At 57.3% G+C, this 22,797-nt stretch carries 16 protein-coding genes; 7 read left to right on the forward strand and 9 right to left on the reverse strand.

The window, feature by feature from the left end; genetic code table 11:
* The first annotated feature begins 83 nt into the window (after positions 1–83).
* Positions 84–1,955: a Hint domain-containing protein gene (locus FE702_RS03260; RefSeq protein ID WP_147124770.1), complete on the forward strand. Its 1,872-nt coding sequence runs from the start codon at positions 84–86 to the stop codon at positions 1,953–1,955.
* Between the two features lie 471 nt (positions 1,956–2,426).
* The gene (locus tag FE702_RS18940) at positions 2,427–8,288 is read left to right on the forward strand and encodes a Hint domain-containing protein (protein ID WP_147124771.1); all 5,862 of its coding nucleotides are present in this window, start codon (positions 2,427–2,429) and stop codon (positions 8,286–8,288) included.
* Positions 8,289–8,295: 7 nt separating this feature from the next.
* Here the strand turns inward: FE702_RS18940 and FE702_RS03270 are convergent, their stop codons facing one another.
* A complete protein-coding gene (locus FE702_RS03270) occupies positions 8,296–8,892 on the reverse strand; it encodes a nucleotidyltransferase family protein (protein WP_255449564.1) in 597 nt (198 codons plus the stop codon).
* On the reverse strand, positions 8,889–11,297 hold the full coding sequence (locus tag FE702_RS03275; RefSeq protein ID WP_147124772.1) for a GcvT family protein: 2,409 nt from the start codon (positions 11,295–11,297) through the stop codon (positions 8,889–8,891). The genes FE702_RS03270 and FE702_RS03275 overlap by 4 nt, the downstream gene beginning before the upstream one ends.
* Positions 11,298–11,390: 93 nt before the next feature.
* On the opposite strand from FE702_RS03275, the gene FE702_RS03280 reads away from it, so the two are divergent.
* Positions 11,391–12,665 (forward strand): DUF2254 domain-containing protein, encoded by a 1,275-nt coding sequence (locus FE702_RS03280; protein WP_147124773.1) that lies wholly within the window; start codon positions 11,391–11,393, stop codon positions 12,663–12,665.
* Here FE702_RS03280 and FE702_RS03285 read toward each other — a convergent pair.
* A complete protein-coding gene (locus FE702_RS03285) occupies positions 12,662–13,813 on the reverse strand; it encodes an aromatic ring-hydroxylating oxygenase subunit alpha (RefSeq protein WP_147124774.1) in 1,152 nt (383 codons plus the stop codon). The genes FE702_RS03280 and FE702_RS03285 overlap by 4 nt on opposite strands.
* The gene (locus FE702_RS03290) at positions 13,806–14,033 is read right to left on the reverse strand and encodes a hypothetical protein (protein WP_147124775.1); all 228 of its coding nucleotides are present in this window, start codon (positions 14,031–14,033) and stop codon (positions 13,806–13,808) included. The genes FE702_RS03285 and FE702_RS03290 overlap by 8 nt, the downstream gene beginning before the upstream one ends.
* Positions 14,034–14,147: 114 nt before the next feature.
* On the opposite strand from FE702_RS03290, the gene FE702_RS03295 reads away from it, so the two are divergent.
* Positions 14,148–14,402 carry an EF-hand domain-containing protein gene (locus FE702_RS03295; RefSeq protein ID WP_255449565.1) on the forward strand — a complete coding sequence of 85 codons (255 nt, stop codon included), beginning with the start codon at positions 14,148–14,150 and terminating at the stop codon, positions 14,400–14,402.
* 40 nt (positions 14,403–14,442) lie between these two features.
* Here the strand turns inward: FE702_RS03295 and ilvN are convergent, their stop codons facing one another.
* The 3 genes from ilvN to FE702_RS03310 form a co-directional block, all read right to left on the reverse strand.
* Complete coding sequence (gene ilvN / locus FE702_RS03300; protein WP_147124776.1) at positions 14,443–15,006, reverse strand: acetolactate synthase small subunit; 564 nt, start codon at positions 15,004–15,006, stop codon at positions 14,443–14,445.
* Between the two features lie 66 nt (positions 15,007–15,072).
* The gene (locus FE702_RS03305) at positions 15,073–15,552 is read right to left on the reverse strand and encodes an ion channel (RefSeq protein WP_255449566.1); all 480 of its coding nucleotides are present in this window, start codon (positions 15,550–15,552) and stop codon (positions 15,073–15,075) included.
* A gap of 11 nt (positions 15,553–15,563) precedes the next feature.
* Complete coding sequence (locus FE702_RS03310) at positions 15,564–17,318, reverse strand: acetolactate synthase 3 large subunit (protein WP_147124777.1); 1,755 nt, start codon at positions 17,316–17,318, stop codon at positions 15,564–15,566.
* A 267-nt stretch (positions 17,319–17,585) separates the two neighbouring features.
* On the opposite strand from FE702_RS03310, the gene FE702_RS03315 reads away from it, so the two are divergent.
* Positions 17,586–18,428, forward strand: a complete 843-nt coding sequence (locus FE702_RS03315; RefSeq protein WP_255449567.1) for a sulfotransferase — start codon at positions 17,586–17,588, stop codon at positions 18,426–18,428.
* Positions 18,429–18,451: 23 nt separating this feature from the next.
* Here FE702_RS03315 and FE702_RS03320 read toward each other — a convergent pair whose 3' ends face one another.
* Complete coding sequence (locus FE702_RS03320) at positions 18,452–19,090, reverse strand: response regulator transcription factor (protein ID WP_147124779.1); 639 nt, start codon at positions 19,088–19,090, stop codon at positions 18,452–18,454.
* Positions 19,087–20,490 carry a cache domain-containing protein gene (locus tag FE702_RS03325; protein ID WP_255449568.1) on the reverse strand — a complete coding sequence of 468 codons (1,404 nt, stop codon included), beginning with the start codon at positions 20,488–20,490 and terminating at the stop codon, positions 19,087–19,089. The genes FE702_RS03320 and FE702_RS03325 overlap by 4 nt, the downstream gene beginning before the upstream one ends.
* Before the next feature lie 187 nt (positions 20,491–20,677).
* Between FE702_RS03325 and FE702_RS03330 the strand changes: the two genes are divergently transcribed.
* Together FE702_RS03330 and FE702_RS03335 are read left to right on the forward strand one after the other, a co-directional pair.
* Positions 20,678–21,760 carry a TRAP transporter substrate-binding protein gene (locus FE702_RS03330; RefSeq protein WP_147124781.1) on the forward strand — a complete coding sequence of 361 codons (1,083 nt, stop codon included), beginning with the start codon at positions 20,678–20,680 and terminating at the stop codon, positions 21,758–21,760.
* Positions 21,761–21,902: 142 nt separating this feature from the next.
* Entirely contained in the window at positions 21,903–22,796 is an 894-nt protein-coding gene (locus tag FE702_RS03335; protein WP_147124782.1) for a TRAP transporter small permease subunit, read from the forward strand.
* The last annotated feature ends 1 nt before the right edge of the window (position 22,797 follow it).

Genomic DNA, 22,797 nt, shown 5'->3' on the forward strand with positions numbered 1-22,797 from the left:
GTGCAGTATTTGGTTTTAGGCGCTTGGGGCTGCCACCCCGACAAAAAGCGTCTTGTTAGACCCGCAGCTGGGGAGCGTGGTTCATGGCGACGATTAATGGAACGCAGAATAACGATCTGCTTCAAGGTACCGATGAAGACGATACCATCAATGGCCTGAACGGTCAGGACCGCATCAGCGGAGAAGGTGGTGACGACACGATTGATGGCGGCGACGGCGACGACATCATCTTTGGTGATGCGGGCGAGGGCACGGCCCCGGGCGTCGATGCTGACCCCCTGACGCTGGTCTCGTCAAACCTTGTTCAGAACACACCAAACGGCGGCAGCGCTCAGATCGGCGAATCTGTTGTCTATCGCGACATCACCACGCTTGAGGATGGCACCGCTGTTTCGGCGCGCCTGATCCTCTTGGACAAAGACAATAACTTCCGGGTCGATATGTCAGGCGGCACCGGCGCGGAAATCCTGTTGAACGGAAACAACGACTCGTCCGACGCTGGCAAGACCGCTTCGTTCCGCATGGAATTCTTTATTCCCGCTACGCCGAATGGAACCACGGGCACGCCTGTCTCGATCAACTCGGTTGCCACATTCAACGACCTTGATCGGAATTCTAACGGCTCAACGGAGTCGGTGAGCATCGACGCCAACTCGTTCAGCGCGTTTGGCGTGTCAGACGATACGTCTTTGACCGTGACCAACGCGAACGGCGTTGTGAATGCCGCTGGCGGTGAACAGAATAATCCCAGTGACCAGGACGCATGGTTCAGCGCCCAATTCGAGGATCGCAGCTTTATCGAGTTTACGCTTGAGGCGCGCTCATCGGCGTCTGGGTTCTCAATGAATGGTAACCTGATCGACGGTGCGGTTGTAACTCCTATCGAAGCAGGGAATGACACGATCTTTGGCGGTGCGGGCCAAGATACGATTTTTGGCCAAGGTGGGGATGACACCATCGACGGCGGCAGTGGCGACGATGTCATTGACGGTGGCGAAGGCAATGACATCCTTGAAGGTGGCCAAGGCCAAGACCGCATTGACGGCGGTGAGGGAAATGACGTGTTGTCCGGCGGCGCAGGGGACGACCTGTTGCGCGGAGGCGCGGGCGAAGACACGTTGACCGCAGGGCCAGACAATGACCGTCTTGAAGGCGGTCAAGACAGCGACCTGTTCACGATCACGGCGGCCGGAAATCACACGATTGTTGGCGGAGAAGATGCCGATGGTCTGGATGTCGATGTTCTCGATCTCAGTGGATTTGACGTGAACATCATTCGCTCCGGACCGGAGTCTGGCCGCGTCGAGTTTTTGGATAGCAATGGAAACGTCACCCGCCGTCTCGATTATTCCGAGATCGAAGAGATCATCCCATGCTTTACGCCCGGCACCATGATCGCGACCCCACAGGGTGAGCGTCGTGTCGAAGAGCTGCGCGAAGGCGACCGTGTGATCACTCGTGACAACGGCATTCAGGAAATCCGCTGGGTCGGTCAACGCAGCCTCGAAGTCGAGGAAGTGGCCGAGAACCCCGACCTGTCACCGATCCTGATCAAGGCCGGTGCGCTGGGTCGTGGTCTGCCAGAGCGGGACCTGATCGTGTCGCCGCAGCACCGCGTGCTGATCGCGAACGACAAGACGCAGCTGTTCTTTGAGGAAAACGAGGTTCTGGTTGCAGCCAAGCACCTTGTCGGTCTTGAAGGCGTGCGTCGGGTCGGGACGGTTGCGACGACCTATGTCCACTTCATGTTCGACGCGCACGAAGTCGTGCTGTCGAACGGCGCATGGACCGAAAGCTTCCAGCCGGGTGATTACACGTTGGGTGCGATGGGGGATGAGCCACGGGAGGAAATCCTGTCTCTCTTCCCCGAGCTTCAAACCGAAGAGGGTGTTGCGGGCTATGCGTCTGCGCGGCGCTCGCTCAAAGGATATGAGGCCCGCCTCCTGCATTCCTGAGTCTGCAACTGCCGTTCAAACCAGCGACCAATGACGAATTGTGGCAGGTCGCTGGTGCCGCCCGGGTCGGTCTTTTGCGTTTTTTGTGGTGCAAATGGGGCGTTCACGCTGCAGGCGGTGAGCGGCCAATCCCGGACTAGACCGATACATCGTCCAAAAATTCATTTAAATTAACGTGTTATCCAACGCCTAACGATTGGCGGCTACCAGCGACCCCATGCGTCGCGCCATCCATGCCCATGCCCCATTATTGCACTTGGGGTTCCTCACTCTGATCAAATCCGACTGTCAAACCGGGCGCATAAGGACGGGTGTGAGCCGTCTGTTGTGTACGTCGCGCACGCGACACGAATTGAGGAACGAGTGTGATCCAATGATGTTGCTGACAAAGTCAGAAACGGTCGTCCGGCCCTTTGGATCCCAATTGCTATGCAACAGCTGCGAGCTGTTGCTTGAAGGACGGAACTAAGAATGCCCCTGACGATTGCACTGTTTACGCTGGACGCTCTGACTGATCCCAACGGGGTGATTTCGCTTACGCCGGACCTCAGCAACACGAATGGCGATGAATGGAATGACGGGACGCAAGCCGCCCTCGGTTCGTCAATCTCGCTCAACGCTGATGATGCCGTTGCGCTGACAATCGACGAAAGCATTCTTCAGGATGATTTCAATTCCGGTTCTGGTGGTATCGGCAACTCGCTGAGCAGTCCGCTGACAATCGGCAACACCACATTCGCGGCTGGGTCGCTTGTTGAAACAGATTACTCGGTCGTCGCCCAGGATTCTGCGACCGGCTATTACTATGTCATCAGCCATATAACGATTGATGATCAGGTCGTCGGGGCCTCGATCTCGCGTCCGTTTGACCTGAGCGCAAATGGCGGAAACGGCGCAGTTGTTACCGCCGACACGTATCCGTCGGGTACCACACTCACGACCATTGACCCGTTTGGCCTGTCCAGCAGCGCAGAATGGCTCGGCTTTATTCAAGACCCTGACTACAATCAGGGCAATCCCTACGGCTCGTCTAATGATGTCGACATCAGCGAAAGCTGGTCGGGCTTTCAGGACCCATCCGCCTTTGTCCAACCTGATTTCATTGTCGAAGGCACCTCTGGCGGCGACACGATTGACGGGTCTTATACTGGCGATCCAGATGGCGACGTCATTGATGGTGGTGACAGCCAATCCGCAGCAGACGACGATTTCGTCCGTTCGGGGCAGGGCGATGACGTGGTTTCGGCAGGCGCGGGCGACGACATTGTCAATGCAGGGTCTGACAACGACACGGTCTTCGGCGGCAGCGGCGATGACGTCATCTACGGCGACCAAGAGGTTTCCACGGGTGTGGGCGAGCAGGTTACGCCTTTGGAATTGGACATCAACAATGTCCGGGCCGGCTCGCAAACCGGCACAGACGGCGCCGCAGGCATTGGCGACAGCGTCATTTATGACAATGTCGGTTTCCTTCCCGACGGTACACCTGTTGCAGCGCGCATCACGCTTACGGACTTGTCCAACCCAAACCTCAACGTCGATCTGACTGGTTTTGCCGGTGCTGAGATCCTCGTCAACGTCGGCTCCAACCCTGCGATGCGCGGGGAAACTGCGCAATTCCGCATCGATTTTATCGATCAGACCACGGGTGAACCACTTGTTCTCACCGGGGCGGCCACATGGGGCGACATTGACGAGGTCGTTGATGCCCAGTTCGGGGGCAATGAGCAGGTCCGGATTTCGGAAAACGATTTCACCGGATATCAAACCTCGCAAAACCCGCTGATCAACGTTGAAAATACCAATGGAGACATCTTCGCCACTGGCAATACCGGTGCAAATATCGAGCCGGACAATCAGGATGCCTGGTTCACGGGGCTGTTCGAGGACCAACAAAGCCTTGAGTTTGAACTGACGACACGCGGCGGCAACTCGGGCTTTACGCTTAACGGTGAAACAATCACCAATCCTCTGACGACAACCTTCACCCAAGGTGACGATGTACTGGTCGGCGACGACGGCGATGACGTCATATATGGCAATGGCGGCAACGACACCCTCTATGGTGATGGTGAAAGCGCCAATTCGAACGGCTCTGAAGCCACGCTTGTCGCCGACGAGGATTTTGACACAGGCGCAACCGGTTGGACTGATACCTCCACAAATGCGTTGAATGACGGCGATCAGTACCTTGGCGCGTTCGGCAGCACCGGCGGAGCAGTCGCGACGCAAAAGACGTTCAACCTCGATCCGACCATGGGCGCCATGGTCATGGAATTTGACCTGCGCACCACCGACAGCTGGGATGGCGAGAACTTCTTCATCGAAATTAACGGTGAACAAATCTCATCCAAGTCGCATCAGGTTGGAAATTCCGGCAACGGCGACAGCAGCACGACGTTCACGCATTCGGATGGAACCGTCTATAATGTCGAATACGTCCTTGTTGATACCAGCCAACAAGGTGGCGGTTCATGGAATGACAGCACCTATGAGGTTCGTGTCACGGCAGAAAATCCGCCAGACACGATCACTGTCGGCTTTGGCTCGACCCTTAATCAGGGCGCCAGCGACGAAAGCTTTGGCATTGATGATCTCATCATCGCGTCGACCGTGGACACAAATGTCGACATTCAGGACCCGACTTCGTTTGAGGGTGGAAATGGTGATGACACGCTGATCGGCGGCGCTGGCAACGACCAAGCCTATGGCGGGCTTGGTGCAGATACCATCTATGGTGACGGACAGAGCCCCGGTTACACGGTGGAAACCACAGGCGCCAACCTGATCATCAATGGTTCGTTCGAAGACGAGACTGGCCATACGCAAACCGGGTATGGCTCGGTCATTTCCGGCGGCACGCTGGGCTGGACAGCCGTCGATCCGAGCATGGAGTTGGACCACCACAACGATGGAAAAGGTGGCACCTTCGCAACCGATGGTGAAAACGTCTTAGATATGGGCGCTTCACCCGATAACCTTGAAGTTTACCAGGATGTTGCAGGCCTTGTTGAAGGCGACACATACCTTCTGACCTTGGATGCTGGCGACCTCGCAGGGGTCAACAACAACGCCGTCGAAGTGTTCTTTGGCGGTCAGTACGTCGGGATCATCGATCCGGCCGGCGGCACGATGGAAGGCTTCGAGTTTCTGCTCGAAGGTGGGATGGGCGATGGATCGGACCGGCTGACATTCCGTGAAATCGGGCCCGTCGACAATGACGGACTGCAGATCGACAACGTGCAACTTTTCGCGGCTACGGTCACCGAAGACCCGGTCGATGCCGATGATGGCGCGGATGAATTGTTCGGGAATGCGGGCAACGACACCATCTATGGCGGTGGCGGCGCCGACACCATTTCTGGCGGTGAAGGAAGCGATAACCTTTACGGTGGCACGGGTGGAGACATCATCGACGCCACCGAACACGGCGGTCCTGCGGGCCCCGGCACGGGGGGTGGATCAACGATTGGCCTTTGGGACTTCAACGATCCGTCTGATCCGCTGGATGATGACGCGGCGCTGGACAATGACGCCATCCTGCAAAATGGCGCGACCTATAACGGTGTCGATGGCGTCACCTTGGGCGGGCTGAACGATTACATCGAAATCCCGCATAACGCCGACTATGACCTGACCAGCGCGACGGTCAAAACGGTCTTTACTCTTGATGATCTCGACACTCAGCAAGCCATTTTTTCGCGTGATAGCACCGGCTTTGATGGTGGAGGTCACTTCACTTTGTGGGCCGAAACTGACGGATCACTCTACCTGCGCTGGCAGAGTGATACCGTCAGTTATGACGTCCGCACTGGCGGTTCAGTCATTTCCGCGGGCTCTGAACATGACGTGCAGGTCAGCTTTGATAGCGACGCTCAGACGATTCAAATCTTTGTCGATGGGGTGGAACAAGCTTCTGCATCGGGCGTGCCAGTCACTCTTCAAGGTAACTCAGAACCATGGGTTTTGGGTGCATCGCAGTGGCAATCTGGCGACGGAGTTGCAGACAATCTCCAGTCGCACATGGATGGCACCATCAGCCATTTTGAAATCACTGATGGTGCCTATGCACCAGGTGAAGAACCAGCAACAGATGCGCGCGATTTTGTGGACGGTGGCGCGGATGCTGACACCATTTACGCGGATAGCGGCGATGTCGTCGATGGTGGCTCGACAGGCGTTGATGACGACACTCTGCGCGTCTTTGACGTAGCGAACGTAAACATCTCAGGCCCCGATAGCAACGGCAATGGCTATGATGGCGTCGTCACGTTCAATGACGGCTCCACCATGGAGTTCTTCGAGATTGAGAACATCATCGTGGACGATGTTCCGTTTGATGTGACCTCGACCTACGACGCGATTTCCCTGACCGGCGTTCCAGGCGGCACGGATACTTTGGTCTCAGGCGATGAGATGACGTCGATCGTCGATCCGGTCATCTATCTGGGTGGCGGCGGCACGATCTCGGCCGGGGACTCTGCCAACGTTGGCGGCGTCGGTTACACGGTGACATCCGTTCAAACGTTTGAAGGCGACATGACGAACCTTGGTGCCGGTGGCCCCGAGGAAACGATCACCGGCTACATTGTCACCATGCAAGATGCCGAAGGCAACGTGCTGACGCTGTTGCATCCCGAGGATCAGTACGCCGACAAGGTCGACATTACCAAGATCGAACTGATTGATGTGGGTGCGCCTGGCGCGTCCATGCCCAGCAGCGTGATTGACAACGACGATAACCTGTCTCTCGCCCCGCTAGATGGGATCGTGAACGGTACCTCCGGGAACGATGTCATCGACGCAAACTATGCCGATGATCCGCATGGTGATTTCATCGACAACAACGATGCGATCATTTCGGGCGAAGCTCCGAATGATGACATCGTCTATGCAGACGGTGGCGACGACATCGTTTTTGCCGGTGAAGGCAATGATGATGTTTTCGGTCAGGACGGAAACGACACGCTTTATGGCGGCGCAGGCGATGACTACGTTGATGGTGATGACGCTGTCGCCGGCGACGACATCCTTTATGGCGAGGCCGGCAACGACATCCTCGTTGGCGATGGCGGCGAAGACCAGCTCTTTGGTGGCGCAGACAATGACCAGCTCTTTGCCGGTGCCGATGACGATACGCTCGACGGTGGCTCAGGCAACGACCAGATGTTTGGTCAAGGCGGCGATGACACGTTCACCTTGGCTGACGGCTTTGGCACGGACACGATTGTCGGCGGCGAAACCGATGAAAACAACGGTGGCGACACGATTGATGCCTCTGGCGTTGATCGGGTCACCGTCACATTCACCGACGATGAACAGGGCACAGCGACCGATCAGTTCGGAAGCACCGCGACCTTCTCGGAAATCGAACAAATCACCGGCGGCAGCAACGGCGACCGGATCGATCTGAGCGGTGACAGCACCGGGATCACCGTCGATAGCGGCGCAGGTGGCGATCACATCACCAGCGGCAGCGGTGCTGACACCGTCTTTGGCGGCGCGGATGGCGATTTGTTCTCTGTCACGTCTTCTGGCTCTGGTATTGGCGATGTTTTGGACGGCGGCTCGACCGGCGTCGACAGCGACACGCTCGACCTGCGTGGCTCCATCCTTCCCGGTGGGCGTCTGCAAATCAACGAGGCACCAGCCGCAGATGGCACCGGCACCAGCGGGACCGTCACCTATTTTGACTCGGCGGGTAACGAAGCGGGTACGCTGACGTTCTTTGACATGGAAAATGTCATTCCCTGTTTCACGCCAGGAACCAAGATCAAGACGATCTGCGGTGAGGTTCCTGTTGAACATCTGCGCGTCGGCGACCGCGTTCTGACGCGCGATAACGGTTTCCAGATGATCCGTTGGATCGGAAACCGGACGGTGTCTACGGACGAACTCGCTGCGCGGCCGGAATTTGGTGCAATCGAAATTCAGGCTGGCGCATTAGGCGAAGGATTGCCCGAGCGCACGATGCGCGTCTCGCCCCAGCACCGGATGTTGATCAGCAATGGCGCAGCCGAGATGTATTTTGCCACCGAGGAGGTTCTGGTCGCGGCGAAGCATCTGACCTGTTTGTCCGGCGTGCGCGAAGTGACGGATGAAGAAGTCACTTACATCCACATCCTCTTTGACCGCCACGAAATCGTATTGAGCGATGGTACATGGTCAGAGAGCTTCCAGCCGGGCGACCATACGCTGGGCAGCCTGGACGAAGATGCGCGCAATGAGATTTTGGCTCTGTTCCCGGAACTGGCCGATGGCGATGCGGCGATCATGTATCCTGCTGCGCGCATGACCATTCGTGCGAAAGAGGCACCGCTCCTGTTCCTCTAAGGAACGTCTAGCTCTGCTGGGCCGCGCGCCATGCGGCCCAGTCTTCTGGCGTATCGAGATCTGTCACGGCATGGTCGTTGTCCAACGGGACCAAAGCGTAGCCATGCGCCCGTAAGACGACCCGCGGACCTTCGTCGCCTGAGTCACAACCTGCAAGATCGTCAAAGACGCTAGCCGGGAACACAACCGGATGACCCGGCGTGCCGTCTTGGCCCGCCGCGCGACATGGGACATCCGTAACCGCCGCAAGGGTTTTCCTCAGATCGTCCGCTGTCAGCCCGACTAAATCCGGCAGTAGCACCATAAGATGCGTTGCATCTGATGGCAGGGTGCCGACATGCGCCGACACAGTGCCTCCAAGCCCCTCCCGCGAAGCTGGATACTGCGCGGAAGTTACTTGGAGCCCATCAAGAGAGGCTTTGCGAGCGGCATAGTAAGGATGCGCCGGGTCTGGCAGCGCGACCGTTACATTGCCTGATACCGACTGCGCCATTTGCGCCTGTTTGCGCAGAAGAGGTCGTCCATCGACGTCCTCAGTCAGCTTATCGCGCCCGCGCATCCGGGACGACGCACCGGCGGCCGGTATCAGAATATGCAACTTCACCCACGCATCCGCTGGCCGTCTACGTCAAAGAGCGGAGTTGTGATCAAATGTGCCGGCCGCCGTTTGCCAAGAATTTCGATCTCGACCTCTAGACCCTCGGTCACGCGGTCCCTTGGGATAAGAGCATTGGCAATGCTTTTGCCCGCGTAGTGAGAATACCCTCCAGAGGTGCAAAAGCCCTGAACCTCATCATCGATGAATACAGGTTCATAGGCCACGACATCCGCGTCATCGGCGTCGACCTCGAAAACGGCCAATTGACGGGCAGGGGGCGTCTCACGCTCGGCTTCAGCCGCGGCGCGCCCGATGAAATCCGTGTTTTTTTTCCATGAAATGAAACGATCAAGGCCGGTCTCAGCCGCGGTGTAATCAGGTGAGAACTCCGACAGCCACGAACCAAAGAACTTATCGAGGCGCAGCGACATCATAGCACGCATCCCAAAGGGTGCCATCTCAAACTCTTGCCCGGCCTCCCACAAAGCATCCCAAAGTTGGCGTTGAGCCATGGGGTTTGTGTAGATCTCAAAGCCAAGGTCGCCGGTATAACTGACCCGTTGAACGATGCAGTCGGCCATGCCAACGGTCATACGTGCGACATCCAAAAACCGCATGTCCGCGACCGGAAAACCGGTGCATTTTGCAAGCACCTTACCAGCATTCGGCCCGGCGATCTGAAAGCCGGTGCGCGCGTCAGAGATGTTTGTCACGGTGACGCCTTCCATCGCGTTCATCTCGAACCAGCGCAGATGGTAGTCTTGGCTTCCATAGCTTGCTGTCAGTTGAAACAAGGTGTCATCAAGGCAAGATACAGTGAAATCACCAATCAACTTGCCCTTTGGTGACAACATTGGTGTCAGCGACAGACGACCGGGTTGAGGAATTCGGCCTGCCATGACGCGGTCAAGCCACGCGCGGGCGTTTGGCCCCGCGACCTCGAATTTACCGAAGTTGTGGGTTTCGTTGATCCCAACGGAATTCCGCACGGCCATGACCTCGCGCCGCGTGGCGTCCCAGGCGTTTGAGCGACGAAACGATGGCGTTTCAAATCGAGGCTCGTCGCCTTGGGCAAAATAGTTTGGCACTTCGAGCCCAAATTGATGCCCCCATACTGCGCCCATAGCGTCGAAGGTGTCGTACATCGGTGTGCGGTTGAACGGGCGCGCCGCTGGCAGCTCTTCGTTCGGGTAAGACACGCTGAAGCGACGCTGATAGTTTTCGATTACCTTTGGCACAGTGTAACCGGGCGTGATCCATTTGCCGAAGCGGGCCACATCCATGGCAAAAACGTCGCGTTCAGGCTCGCCTTCGACCATCCATTGCGCCAGCGTCAGCCCCACACCACCGCCTTGGCTGAAGCCGGCCATGACGGCGCAGGCGCTCCAGTAATTGCGCATGCCGGGCACGGGGCCGACCAGCGGATTGCCGTCAGGTGCAAAGGTGAACGGACCATGGATCACGGTTTTCACACCGGCCTTTTCCAACACCGGGAACCGTTTGTAGGCAAAGTCGATGCTGTCGGCGATCTTTTCAAAGTTGTCGTCGATCAGTTCCTGCCCCCAATCCCAAGGGGTTCCGCCCACAGACCAAGGCTCGCAGGGTTGCTCGTAAAATCCGATACACAATCCACGACCTTCCTGTCGCAGATAGCTTTCACCCGCAGGATCCATGACATGAGGATGTTCGCTGTCGCGTTCGTAAATTTCAGGGACGTCGTCCGTCACCAGATACTGGTGCGCCATGGGGAGAAGCGGCAGGTAAAGCCCCGCCATCGCTGCAACCTCACGCGCCCACAACCCGCCAGCATTGACGATATGCTCTGCGTGAATCGAGCCCTTATCTGTGACCACGTCCCATGTCCCATCAGGGCGCTGGTTCGTTTCGATCACCTTTGTATGGGTGTAGATTTCCGCGCCACCCATCCGCGCGGCCTTGGCATAGGCCAAGGTCGTTCCCGATGGATCAAGGTGACCGTCGAGAGGATCATACAGGGCACCAAGAATGCCGTCTGTGTTGGTGATCGGCGCAATTTGCTTGATCTCGTCAGGGCCTACGATTTCCGTTTCTAGTCCCATGTAACGGTGCTTGGCCCGCTCGGCGACAAGCATGTCGAACCGGTCCTGATTGTCGGCCAAGGTCACGCCGCCGACGTGGTGCAACCCGCAGGACATGCCAGTCAGCTCTTCCAGTTCTTTATAGAGCTTAATCGTATACCCTTGCAGGGCGGCCATATTCGTGTCGCCGTTCAGAGTGTGAAAGCCGCCCGCTGCGTGCCATGTTGATCCGCTGGTCAGTTCCGAACGCTCAAGCAGGATCACGTCGGACCAGCCCAGCTTGGTCAGATGATACAGCACAGAACAGCCGACAACGCCGCCGCCGATGACTGCTACGCGGGTGGTGGTTTTCATGGCATCTCTCTCCAAACTTCCTGTCGGCAAACGCTAGCCTTTGGGTGCGTTGGCTGGCACTACAGTATCGACATTTTGCGTCGTAGTTGAGCCATGACCCTAGAAGACCTGCGCCATTTTCCTGAAACCGTCTGGCGAAAGCTGCGCGAGTTGTCTCGCAAGCTCTGGGTGCGAGTGCTGCTCTATGGCGCGCTTGCGATCCTGTCACTCATGATTGCCTCACCTGCGGGCTGGATCCTGCCGGATGTCGTCCAAGAGTATCTTGCCGGTCGAGGCGTGGACCGGCTTTTGAACATCATCGCCAACGCGATGCTTGCGGTGACGACCTTTTCGCTGACGGTGATGGTCACCGTGCATCGCAACACGTCGACCCAGTGGACGCCACGGCTTCATATGCTGGTGATGGAGGACACGGTCACGCAACGCACACTGGCCACTTTCATCGGGGCCTATGTCTTTGCGCTGGTGGCAATTGTCTTGCGAGAGCTGGGCGTTTTCCCGGATGCGCAGACCTCGGTCCTGTTTCTGGTCACGGTCTTTGTGATCGTGGCGATTGTCTATTCGCTGATCCGTTGGGTTCTGCATCTTCAGACCTTTGGCAGCCTGCTAGCGTCAACCCGCACCATCGAAAGCGAAACGTGCAACAGCCTGCGCGCACGGCTCAGTCGGCCGTGTTTGGGTGCGACGCCATTGACTGATGCGGTGCCCGAAGACGCAACTGCAATTGTCGCCACCGAGGCTGGCTATGTTCAAATGCTGTACGAACAGAAACTCCAATCGATCGCGCACGAGCATGATTTGGACATCTATGTGCCCGTGCCGATTGGTGGGTTCGTGTCGCATCGGCAACCGTATCTTTACGTTACGGGCGATGTCGGGGACGAGGTGCGCGACAGCATCAAGAACGCGGTGGTGTTGGGGGATGTGCGTCTGGCCGATCAGGACCCGCGTTTCGGTTTGATCATGCTCTCCGAGATCGGCTCAAAAGCGCTGTCTCCGGGCATCAACGATGCCGGTACGGCCATCGACGTCATCACGCGGATCGAACGAATCCTGTCGCTCTACAAAGATGAACGTGATGCCCACGACATCGAATTCGAGCGTCTGCATATTCCGCCATTGTCAGCGGATGATTTGCTAGAAGACGGGCTTGGTCAGATCGCGCGCGACGGAGCGGGTGACTATCCGGTTCAGTGTCGGCTTCAGAAAACGTATGACGCGCTGCGGCGGCACCCGGATGACGGCATGTGCGACGCGGCCTTCGATGCCGCCAAGAGCGCCTATGTTCGGGCCATGCAGGACCTGACACATGAGCAGGACAAACAAGCGCTCAGCGCGCGGGTGCCTGACGACATCAAGCCAGACTAGCTTTCTGTTGCAGCCTGAACTTGGCGCGCGACCCAATCGTGGAAGCAATGCGTGGGTCCATCCATCGCCGGGCTAAATCGACCGCCGTCGAAGTCAGGCGCGGCGCGTCCCTTTTGCATTCCTTCGACGACGAAGATGTCCTCTTCAAACACCTCTTTCCAAAGCGCGGCGTTCTTGGTGCGGGCCTCTGGCGAAGTGTCTTCTGATGCATAGTACAGGTGGATGTGCTCGACCGTTCGATCATGTGTCTTGGGTTCCAGCACGATGGCAAAGGCATGGTCGCGTTGCGCACCCAGCAGAACATTCGGGTAAACCGCGATGTATTCCGCGCCTTCGTTCCATTTCTCACTGAGCCCCGCAAAATCCGGGAAGGCCGGTCCGGTGTCGCCTTCAAACTGGCGATAGACCAAGGTGCCTTGCCCCGAATATTGTCCCGGTTCGTTGATGTTATAGTGGTCTTCGAGCCGGGAGTAGCTGTTCAGCCCGGGGTGCACCCACGGCAGGTGATAGCTTTCGCAATAGTTTTCGACGGCAAGTTTCCAGTTCGTTTGCACGTCCAATTCGAACCGGCTGTCAGCACCTCCGTGATATACCGGCTGATCAAATTCTGACCACCGGTCGATCAAATCGCGATGGACGTCTTCGAACGGTGCAGCGGTGCCAGAGATGTTGATGAATACCACATCGCGCCAAATGTGGCTGCGCACTTCGATCAGACCCAGAGTATCGCGATCAATGCCTTCATGCGTGTTGCGTCCCGGGCCGCCCACATGCGGGGTCGATACCAGCTTGCCTTTGGTCGAATAGCACCACGAATGGTAAGGACAGCGGATTGCCCCTTCGATCTTGCGCGGTTCTTGAACAAGGATCATGCCACGATGGCGGCAGATGTTCTGGAACACGCGCACAACGCCGTCGCGGTCACGGATCAAAAGCAGGGGAATGCCCAGAAATTCAATGGGTTTGGCATCGCCGTTTTCAGGCACATCCGCCGCAACCGCTAGACCTGCCCAGTTCTGCAAGAGCACGGCTTTGGACTCTGTCTCAAATACGTCAGGGTCCGTGTAATGCGCGTTCGGCAGACCGTTGGCGCTTTCGATGGGGCGGCGAACGGCGTCTAGGCTGTCGAGGCGGATATCCTTAGCCATGATTGAGATCCCTTGCTGAGCACTTGTGGCGAGTCATGCCTGAAAGATGCACCATCTGCTTTTTCGGCTGCGACCTGCCGATGTCGCGGAGAGACACCGCGATCGGCGGCAGGCAGCGCAAAGTGAGTTGTAAGCCCGGCAGAGCGACGCCTGAAGCACTGAGTAAGGTTTTGACCGGCGGCTTTTGGGATAGCGACGAGCGCGGTTTGAGCCGCTTCATGCAGAAAACCAAAGCATTCTTCGTGCGCCCTAGAGGGCAAGCGCAACCTAGCGCCTGATAGCGGCACCGAGCGCCCCGAGCGCCGGAAATTACCCATGCCAGGAGGCTTCAAACATGACCTATCTGAAACCACTCACTGCACTTGCCGCTGCAATCGGTCTGACAGCGACGGCCTATGCCATGACAATGGACGAAACCGTCGATGCCAATGGCGATGGAGTCTATTCTCTCGAAGAGCTGCAGGCCGTTTTGCCTGATTTGACAGAGGATACGTTCATCGTCGTCGACACCAATGAAGACGGCTTGATCGACGAAGCAGAATTTGCCGTCGCATCCGAAGCCGGGATCTTCCCGCCCGAGGAAAGCTGATCCAGTAAATGGGTGGCCCGGACGCACCGGGCCGCCCTAATCAGTCAGTCCCGCGCGACAACGCGACAACACCCGTGCGGGCCACTTCGCTTAGGCCTAAGGGGCGCATCAGGTCTGCAAAAGCGTCAATTTTCTCAGGCGCGCCAGTGACTTCGAAGACAAAGCTATCAAGTGTGCTGTCCACGACAGATGCGCGAAAGATATCGGCAAGCCGAAGGGCTTCGACGCGTTTGTCGCCCGAGCCGCTGACCTTGAACAGCGCGAGCTCGCGTTCAACAGACGGGCCCTCGACCGTCAGGTCATGCACTTCGTGTACGCTGACGATACGCCCAAGCTGCGCAATGATCTGCGTGATTATCTGTGGCGTGCCGGTGGTGACCACAGTGATCCGCGACAGATGACCTTGATGGTCGACCTCGGCCACGGTCAGGCTTTCGATATTGTAGCCCCGACCAGAGAAAAGACCGATGACACGCGCCAGAACACCCGGCTCGTTCTCGACGATGACCGCCAACGTGTGACGTTCCTCTACGTCCGAGAATGTTGGGCGTAGATTATAGGCCGAGTGGCTTGTGGCGCCTTTTTTGATTTTTAGAGGTGACATTGACCACTTTGCTCCTTGTTGCAGGTTTTGCGGCCTGTTTACCGGTATTGCCTGCGTTCGTTTGGTTCATTCTTCCAACGGTTGTAGTGTGGATACAGTCGCCACAAACAGCCCTAGTGCAAAAAGGCCGAGTAACGCCTCAAAAGCTGCAAAGTACCGGCATGGGCCGACTGGTGTGATGTCGCCGTACCCCAGAGTGGTGTAAGTCACCACTGAGAAGTAAATAGTCTCAATCGGCCGAACCTCTTCTGAAAAACATGCTCCGCTAAGATCCAATAAGGTGAAAGCGTTTGCAAAGCACAGCGGCAATAGCAAAATCACACTGAGAAAAATGTCCACGAGAGTTCTCACTGTCCGGTCTGCTCCACTGAATGAGACAGCGGTCGTGAGAGCATACTTCATCCCAAGCCAGACCACGATGATGCCCATCGCAAGTGAGCCTGACAGATGCATTGGGCGCCATTGTCCTGCAGTCACGTCAAAAGTACCGAGGATCATCAACAACAAAAGAATGCTGCTTATTGGCGGCGATGCCAGTCGCTTCAAAACTGGCCGCACTAAACCAGCACGCTCCCTTTCGCATCAATCGCGCCTTCGACGGACGCTTCGCCCAGAAGCATCTCGTTATGAGCCTTGCCTGATGGGATCATGGGGAAGCAGTTCTCGTGCTTTTCAACCAAACAATCAAAGATGACCGGCCCATCGTGGTTCAGCATCTCCATGATCGCGTCATCCAGATCAGCGGGGTCAGAGCAGATGATGCCCTTGGCACCGAAGGCCTCGGCGAGTTTCACGAAGTCGGGCAGTGCCTCCGACCAGCTGTGCGAGAACCGGCCGCCATGCAGCAGGTCCTGCCACTGGCGGACCATACCCAGACGCTCGTTGTTCAGGATGAACTGCTTCACCGGCAGGCGATACTGCACGGCGGTGCCCATTTCCTGCATGTTCATCAGCCACGACGCTTCACCCGCGACGTTGATCACAAGCGCATCGGGATGCGCCATCTGGACGCCGATTGAGGCGGGGAAGCCATAGCCCATGGTTCCCAAACCGCCGGATGTCATCCACTGGTTCGGGTGCTCAAAGCCGAGGTATTGCGCGGCCCACATCTGGTGCTGACCCACTTCTGTACAGATGAAGCGGTCGTCGCGATGCTTTGTCAGCGCTTCCAGGCGTTCCAATGCGTATTGCGGTTTGATGGTCTTTTCGGATGCCGAGTAATCGAGGCAGCGCACTTCGCGCCATGTTTCGATCTTGTCCCACCATTTTTTCAGACCTTCGGCATTGGTCTTGCGCCCGCGCGACTTCCAGACCTTCAGCACGTCTTCAAGCACATGGGCCACATCACCCAGGATCGGGATGTCGACCTTGATCACCTTGTTGATCGAAGAAGGATCAATATCGATGTGTGCTTTTTTCGACTTCGGGCTGAAGGCGTCGAGGCGTCCGGTGATCCGGTCATCAAACCGCGCGCCGATATTGATCATCAGATCGCAGTCGTGCATCGCCAGATTGGCCTCATAAAGACCGTGCATGCCCAGCATACCCATCCAGTTCTTGCCCGACGCCGGGTAGCACCCAAGACCCATCAAGGTCGACGTGATCGGGAACCCAGTCGCATCCACCAACTCGCGCAGCAGTTGCGAAGCGGCGTCACCAGAGTTGATCACACCGCCGCCGGTGTAGAAAATTGGACGCTCCGCTTTTTCCATTGCGGCGACCAGATCGGTGATGCCTTCGATGTCCCCTTTGACCTGCGGATGGTAATGCGACTGCACTTTGGTTGGCGGCGTGTAGGTGCCGCTGGCGAATTGCACGTCCTTTGGAATGTCGATCAGAACCGGCCCCGGACGGCCCGATGTCGCAACATGGAACGCCTCGTGCATCACCTTTGGCAAGGTGTCGGTCTCTTTCACGAGCCAATTATGCTTGGTGCAGGGGCGGGTGATGCCAACGGTGTCGGCTTCTTGAAAGGCGTCTGAGCCGATCATAAAGGTCGGCACCTGTCCCGTCAGAACCACAATCGGAATCGAATCCATCAACGCGTCGGTCAAACCGGTCACGGCATTCGTTGCGCCCGGACCAGAAGTCACGAGAACCACGCCGGGCTTGCCCGTCGAACGCGCATACCCTTCGGCGGCATGCACCGCGCCTTGCTCATGACGCACCAAGACGTGCTGGATGTCGTTTTGCTGAAAGACCTCGTCATAAATGGGTAGAACGGCACCACCGGGGTACCCAAAGACGACGTCCACACCCTGATCCTTCAGGGCTTGAACCACCATTTTTGCTCCGGTCATTGTCTGTGCCACTGTCTTTTCTCCATCTCTGACATTTGGCCAAAAAAAAGCCCCCGGAGGTGTCCTGGGGGCGCATGGGGTACCGTTATGGTGTTCCGTTACCGGCCCATGCGCTGTCCTACTACGATGACGACTAGGTTGATCATCTTTGCCTCCGTGTGCGCGGACATTATGAGCGGGTGCAGGGGGGGTCAACAGGGTTTTGCGAAAAAAGTTGCGCAATCTGCGGCGCATGCTTTGCAGATATTTCAACGGAGGTGCCCAATCCGCGGTGGTCGCATGCGCCGCGGTGCTTTAGACCCGCTGGGCAAGGCAGCAGGAAAGTCGTTTGGTGTGAAAAGATTTGTCTTGGGCATTGGAGCGCACAAAGGCGGCACAAGCTGGCTTCACAGTTACCTCAGCCGGTTTGATCAAGTTGAGCTTGCTTTCAAGAAAGAACTTCATGTTTGGGACGCGCGCTTCATGCCTGCCTCAAAAGGCTATCAGGTGCGGCCCAAGCGATTGGCCAAGTTTCGCAAGACGGATTGGCTCAGATTTGCGATGCAGAGGTCGGATCGGTTCTATGAGGCGTACTTTAGGCGCAAGTTCGATCAAGGTGCGCAGATCACAGGCGAGATCACGCCCGCCTATTGCGGCCTGCCGACGGACGCCTTGGTGCATATTCGGCAGCGCATTCTGAATATCGGCGCGCAGCCGCGCGTGGTATTCTTGATGCGCGATCCTTTCGAAAGGTGCTGGAGCGCAGTGCGCTACGACAAGCGGCGGGGCAAGCTTGATGCGGGTCTGAGCGATGAGGAAACGCTGCTCAGGCACTATCAATCTCCGGCATTCCAGATGCGGACCCGGTACGAGACCGTCTGTCCAAGAGTTTTGCAGGCGTTCGGACCCGGCGAGGTGTATTTTGGTCTGTATGAAACCCTCTTTGACGAACCTTCTCTGGAGGCGATCGGTCGCTTCTTGGGCCTGCCCGTCGACAAGAGCAATCTGACAGACCGGGTAAATGCCTCGCCCAAAGGGCAAAGTGTCAGCCCGCGTATCCGCGATGAGGTGCGCAGCTTTTACAGCGAAACATATGCCTATTGCGCCGAGCACTTTCCCCAGACGCGAGCACTTTGGCAGTGAGAGGCGGGCAGGGTAGAACGTGCCTAGGTTCGCATCCCTGTTCCCTGCAAAACCCCATGTTCCATCGCATAACGTGTCAGGCCAGCGGTCGAACTGATACCCAGCTTGCGTTTGATGTTTTTGCGATGGGTTTCCACGGTCCGGACGCTGATATCCAGCGTATTGGCGACCTCTTTATTCGATTTCCCCTGCGCGAGTTGCAGGAGGATCGTCTGCTCGCGGCTGGTCAGCGGTTCGCGACCGTCCCTCGTTGTTGGCGCCATAGCGCCCTCGGCTCCGGTACAAAGGTACTGCCCGCCGCCCGCCACCACGTCGATCGCTTTCTTGATTTCATCCGTTGGCACATCTTTGAGCACATAGCCGGACGCGCCGTGCGACAGCGCGGTGTTGATGTATTCCGGGCTGTCATGCATCGACAGGATCAGGACCTTGGTATGCGGGCGGCTTTCAAGGATCATTTCAGTGGCCGAAAGCCCTGACAGCTTTGGCATATTCAGATCCATCAGAATGACATCCGGGGCCAGATCGTCGACCTGCGCGACGGCGGCTTCTCCATCGCCCAGCACTCCGACCACTGTGAGGTCGTCAAAGGTCTCCAGAATGGCTTCGATACCTTCGGCAACCATGGGGTGGTCGTCCACGATAAGAACACGGATGGTCATGCGGCACCTTTCTCGTCGGTGGTTTTGGCATCAGGGCTGAGCATGTGCGACAGGGGCACGGAGGCTTCGATGGTTGTGCCCTTCTTGGATGACAGGATGCGCAGGGTGCCGTCGAGTTGTTCGATGCGCTCCTGCATGTTGCGCAGTCCCAGTCCAGGATTGGGCCCTGAGACAGGCAATCCCTTGCCATCGTCAGAGATCCGCATCAACGCGCCGCGCCGCGACCCGGCGATGGATATTCGTACACTGCTGGCCTCGGCGTGACGCTCGATATTGGTCAGGGCCTCTTGGGCGATGCGGTAGAGCGTGATCTTGCTGTCGCTGTCCAGACGGTTCGAGAACACGACGGTTTCAAACTGTGTCTTGACCCCAGTGCGTTGGCCAAAGTCATCAATCAATGCCCGTAGGGCAGGGCCGAGGCCTAGGTCATCGAGCATACCGGGGCGCAAGTCCCGGCTGATGCGTCTGACCTCTTGAATAGCGCCGGTCAGGGTTGTGATCCCGCGGTCAATATTGTGGCTCGCGCGTTCGTCACCTTTGGCCAACCGCCGCTGCGCGGTTTCCAGCGCGTAGCGCACGCTGACGAGGATTTGTGAGATACTGTCATGCAGTTCGCGAGCCACGCGACCGCGTTCTTCTTCTTGGGTGTCAATGATGCGCTGGGTCAGTTCTTTGAGCTTGGCGTCGGCCAGTCGCCGTTCGCGGATGGTGATAAAGAGGCCGGACAGGAACACGATGACCAATGCCAAAAGCGTGATGCCGCCGATCTGCACAAAGGTCTGGTCGATGCGCGCCTCCACGTCTGCACGCGCTGCAGCGACTGTTTGGAGCACGTCGTCAATAAAAACGCCCGTTCCCATGGCCCACTGCCATGAACCAAGTCCCGTGACATAGGCAACCATCATCGCCTCTTCACCGGTGGACGGTTTTGGCCACAGGAAGGTGTGATACCCGGCGCCGGAGCGCGCGGTCTGGATCAAGGCGTCGGTGATCGGTGTGCCTTGAGAGTCCCGCTCACCGGAAAGGTCTTGTCCAATCAATTGCGTCTGGCGCGGGCTGACGATCATGCGACCGTCATAATCGTAGACAAAGTAAAACCCTTCGTCGCCATAGATCATGGCAGCGAGGATTTGAGTTACCCGATCCTTGGCCTCTGCATCATCTGGGGCCCTATTACCGTAGGTCCAAAAGAACGAATTGCGCGCCAGCGTGACATAGTTGCGAAGCTCGGCTTTCTTGGCCTCAAGCAGTTCGGTCTCAAGGACCTGAATTTCAGTTTCCGCCAACTGCCGCGCCTGATTGGTCACGATGACCGAAATCGCCGCCACCGCGAGGATCAATGGCACTGTCGCCAAGAGGAACAGCTTTTGTCCATAAGCAGAAGGGAAGAGGCGGCGCATGGCGCGATTGTATGGCATGCCTCACAAAAGACGGCAATTGCGCCTGACACGGTTTGTTCTGCGCGGTTTCGGTGAACCTACGTAGTCGTGGGTATTGCTATAAAGCAGGACTCGGCTAGTTTCCGCCTACCGCAAACGATCCGGCCCGTTTTGGGAGAAGCAGGCCGTTCAAAGGGGAGGAAACCTAATGGATCGTCGTTCATTCCTAAAAACATCCGCACTTGGTGGTGCAACCGCTGCTCTGGCATCGCCAGCAATCGCAGCAGGTCACGCCAAGACGCTGACCATGGTCACCTCGTGGCCGCGCGGGTTTGCCGTTCTGGATGATGCTGCTACGTATTTCAACGAAGCCGTCAATGCGATGTCGGGCGGTGACCTGATCATCGAAAAGAAAGCACCAGGCGAACTGGTTGGTGCGTTCGAAGTGTTTGACGCTGTGTCGTCGGGTCAGGCTGACCTGTATCACTCGGCTGACTACTACTTCATCGGTCAGCACCCAGGTTACGCGTTCTTCACCGCCGTGCCATTCGGCGCGACCGCGCAAGAACTGACCAACTGGTACTACCATGACGGCGGCCAAGAGCTGCACGACGAACTGGGCTCGATCTTTGGCCTGAAGTCGTTCCTGGCTGGTAACTCGGGTTCGCAGTCCGGCGGCTGGTTCCGCAACGAAATCAACTCGGCAGACGATCTGTCTGGCCTGCGTTTCCGTATGCCAGGTCTGGGTGGTCAGGTTCTGGGTAAACTGGGCGTGTCAGTTCAGAACATCCCAGGCGGCGAACTTTATCAGGCGCTGTCGTCGGGTGCTCTGGACGGTCTGGAGTGGGTTGGCCCATTCGCAGACGAACGCGCCGGTTTCCAAGAGGTTGCCAAGGTTTACTACACCGCTGGCTTCCACGAGCCAGGTTCGGGTCTGGCCTGCGGTATGAACCTCGACGTCTGGAACGAGCTTTCGGATCAGCACAAAGCGATCATCGACAACGCAGCAAAAGCCACCACGCATTGGCAGTTGTCGCAAACGCTGGCGAACAACGGTGCCGCGCTGGCGCGTCTGCAGGCGCAAGGCGTGCAAACGCTGCAGTTCTCGGACGACGTTTGGGACGCATTCGGTGCAGCCTCGAAAGAGGTTCTGGACGAAAACATGGGCGACGATCTGTACGCACGCATCCGTAACTCGTTCGACGCGTCGCTGGCGAAATCCTCCGACTGGATTCTGAAGTCGGACGGCGAATTCGTCGCACAGCGCAACCGCGTTCTGGCCAGCCAGTAACTTTCGTAAAGCCCCCGGACACTTCCGGGGGCTTTCACTTGCTAACATGCGGCCAAAGCTCTGGCGTGATGATTGACCACCACATCACGCAAGACGTTTGGCTCAGGCGTTTTTGGGACGACGCCACTAGGGGGGAACACGTATGGAGTGGATTGTCTGGTTCTTTCAGAACCTGGGTATGGCCTTTTACAACATCGGCTATGCGATCACCCATCCGATGCAATGGCTGAATTGGGGTGATCCCAAAGCGGTTATGCGGTTCATCTACTATGGTGGCTCGACCGAGTTCTTTTTCGCCGTTCTGGCCATCTTCCTTGTCGTGACGGCCATCGGGCTTTGGCGGAACGAGGTCATGTGGGGTGTCGTTCGCGGCCTTGAAGGGTTTGCGAACACCGTAGGACGTTTCGCCGCCTGGGCTGGCCTGTTGATGGTGCTGCAGCAGATCATCATCGTTGTCATCCAGCGTATCTTCCTCGAAGCGCAGATTTCCTTTGGGATTGGCGTGTCTTTTTCCAAGGATATCAGCTGGTTCGCAGAGGAACTTAAACTCTACAACGCCATGATCGTGTGTCTTTGTGCTGCCTACACCTTCGTGCAAGGCGGCCACGTGCGCGTCGATCTGATCTATTCGGCGGTCAGCTACCGTACCAAACGGATCATCGACATGGTCGGGTCGCTTATCTTTATGATGCCGGCGGCCGTGCTTGTCTGGATGTATTCGTGGTTTTTCATGTGGCGTCACCTTGTGACCCCCAAGGTCAGCGCCTCTGACACATTGCAGCGACTGGTTGACGGTAAATCGCGAGCGTTCCGCTGGAACGTCGAAACCATCGGTTTCAGCCCCAACGGCTTCAACGCGTACTTCCTGTTCAAAGTGCTGTTGGTCGTGTTCACCGCGATGGTGTTCCTGCAGGCAGCGGCATTCTTTTATCGCTCTTACCTCGAACTCAAAGAGGGCCCAGAGAGCGAAGGCAAATACCTTGATAAGGACGACCTTGGCGACGAAGACGCCAAGTTGGTCGCCGAAATCCACTAAG

It is taken from the genome of Shimia ponticola, from assembly GCF_007995215.1.
GTDB classification, from domain to species: Bacteria; Pseudomonadota; Alphaproteobacteria; order Rhodobacterales; family Rhodobacteraceae; genus Shimia_B; species Shimia_B ponticola.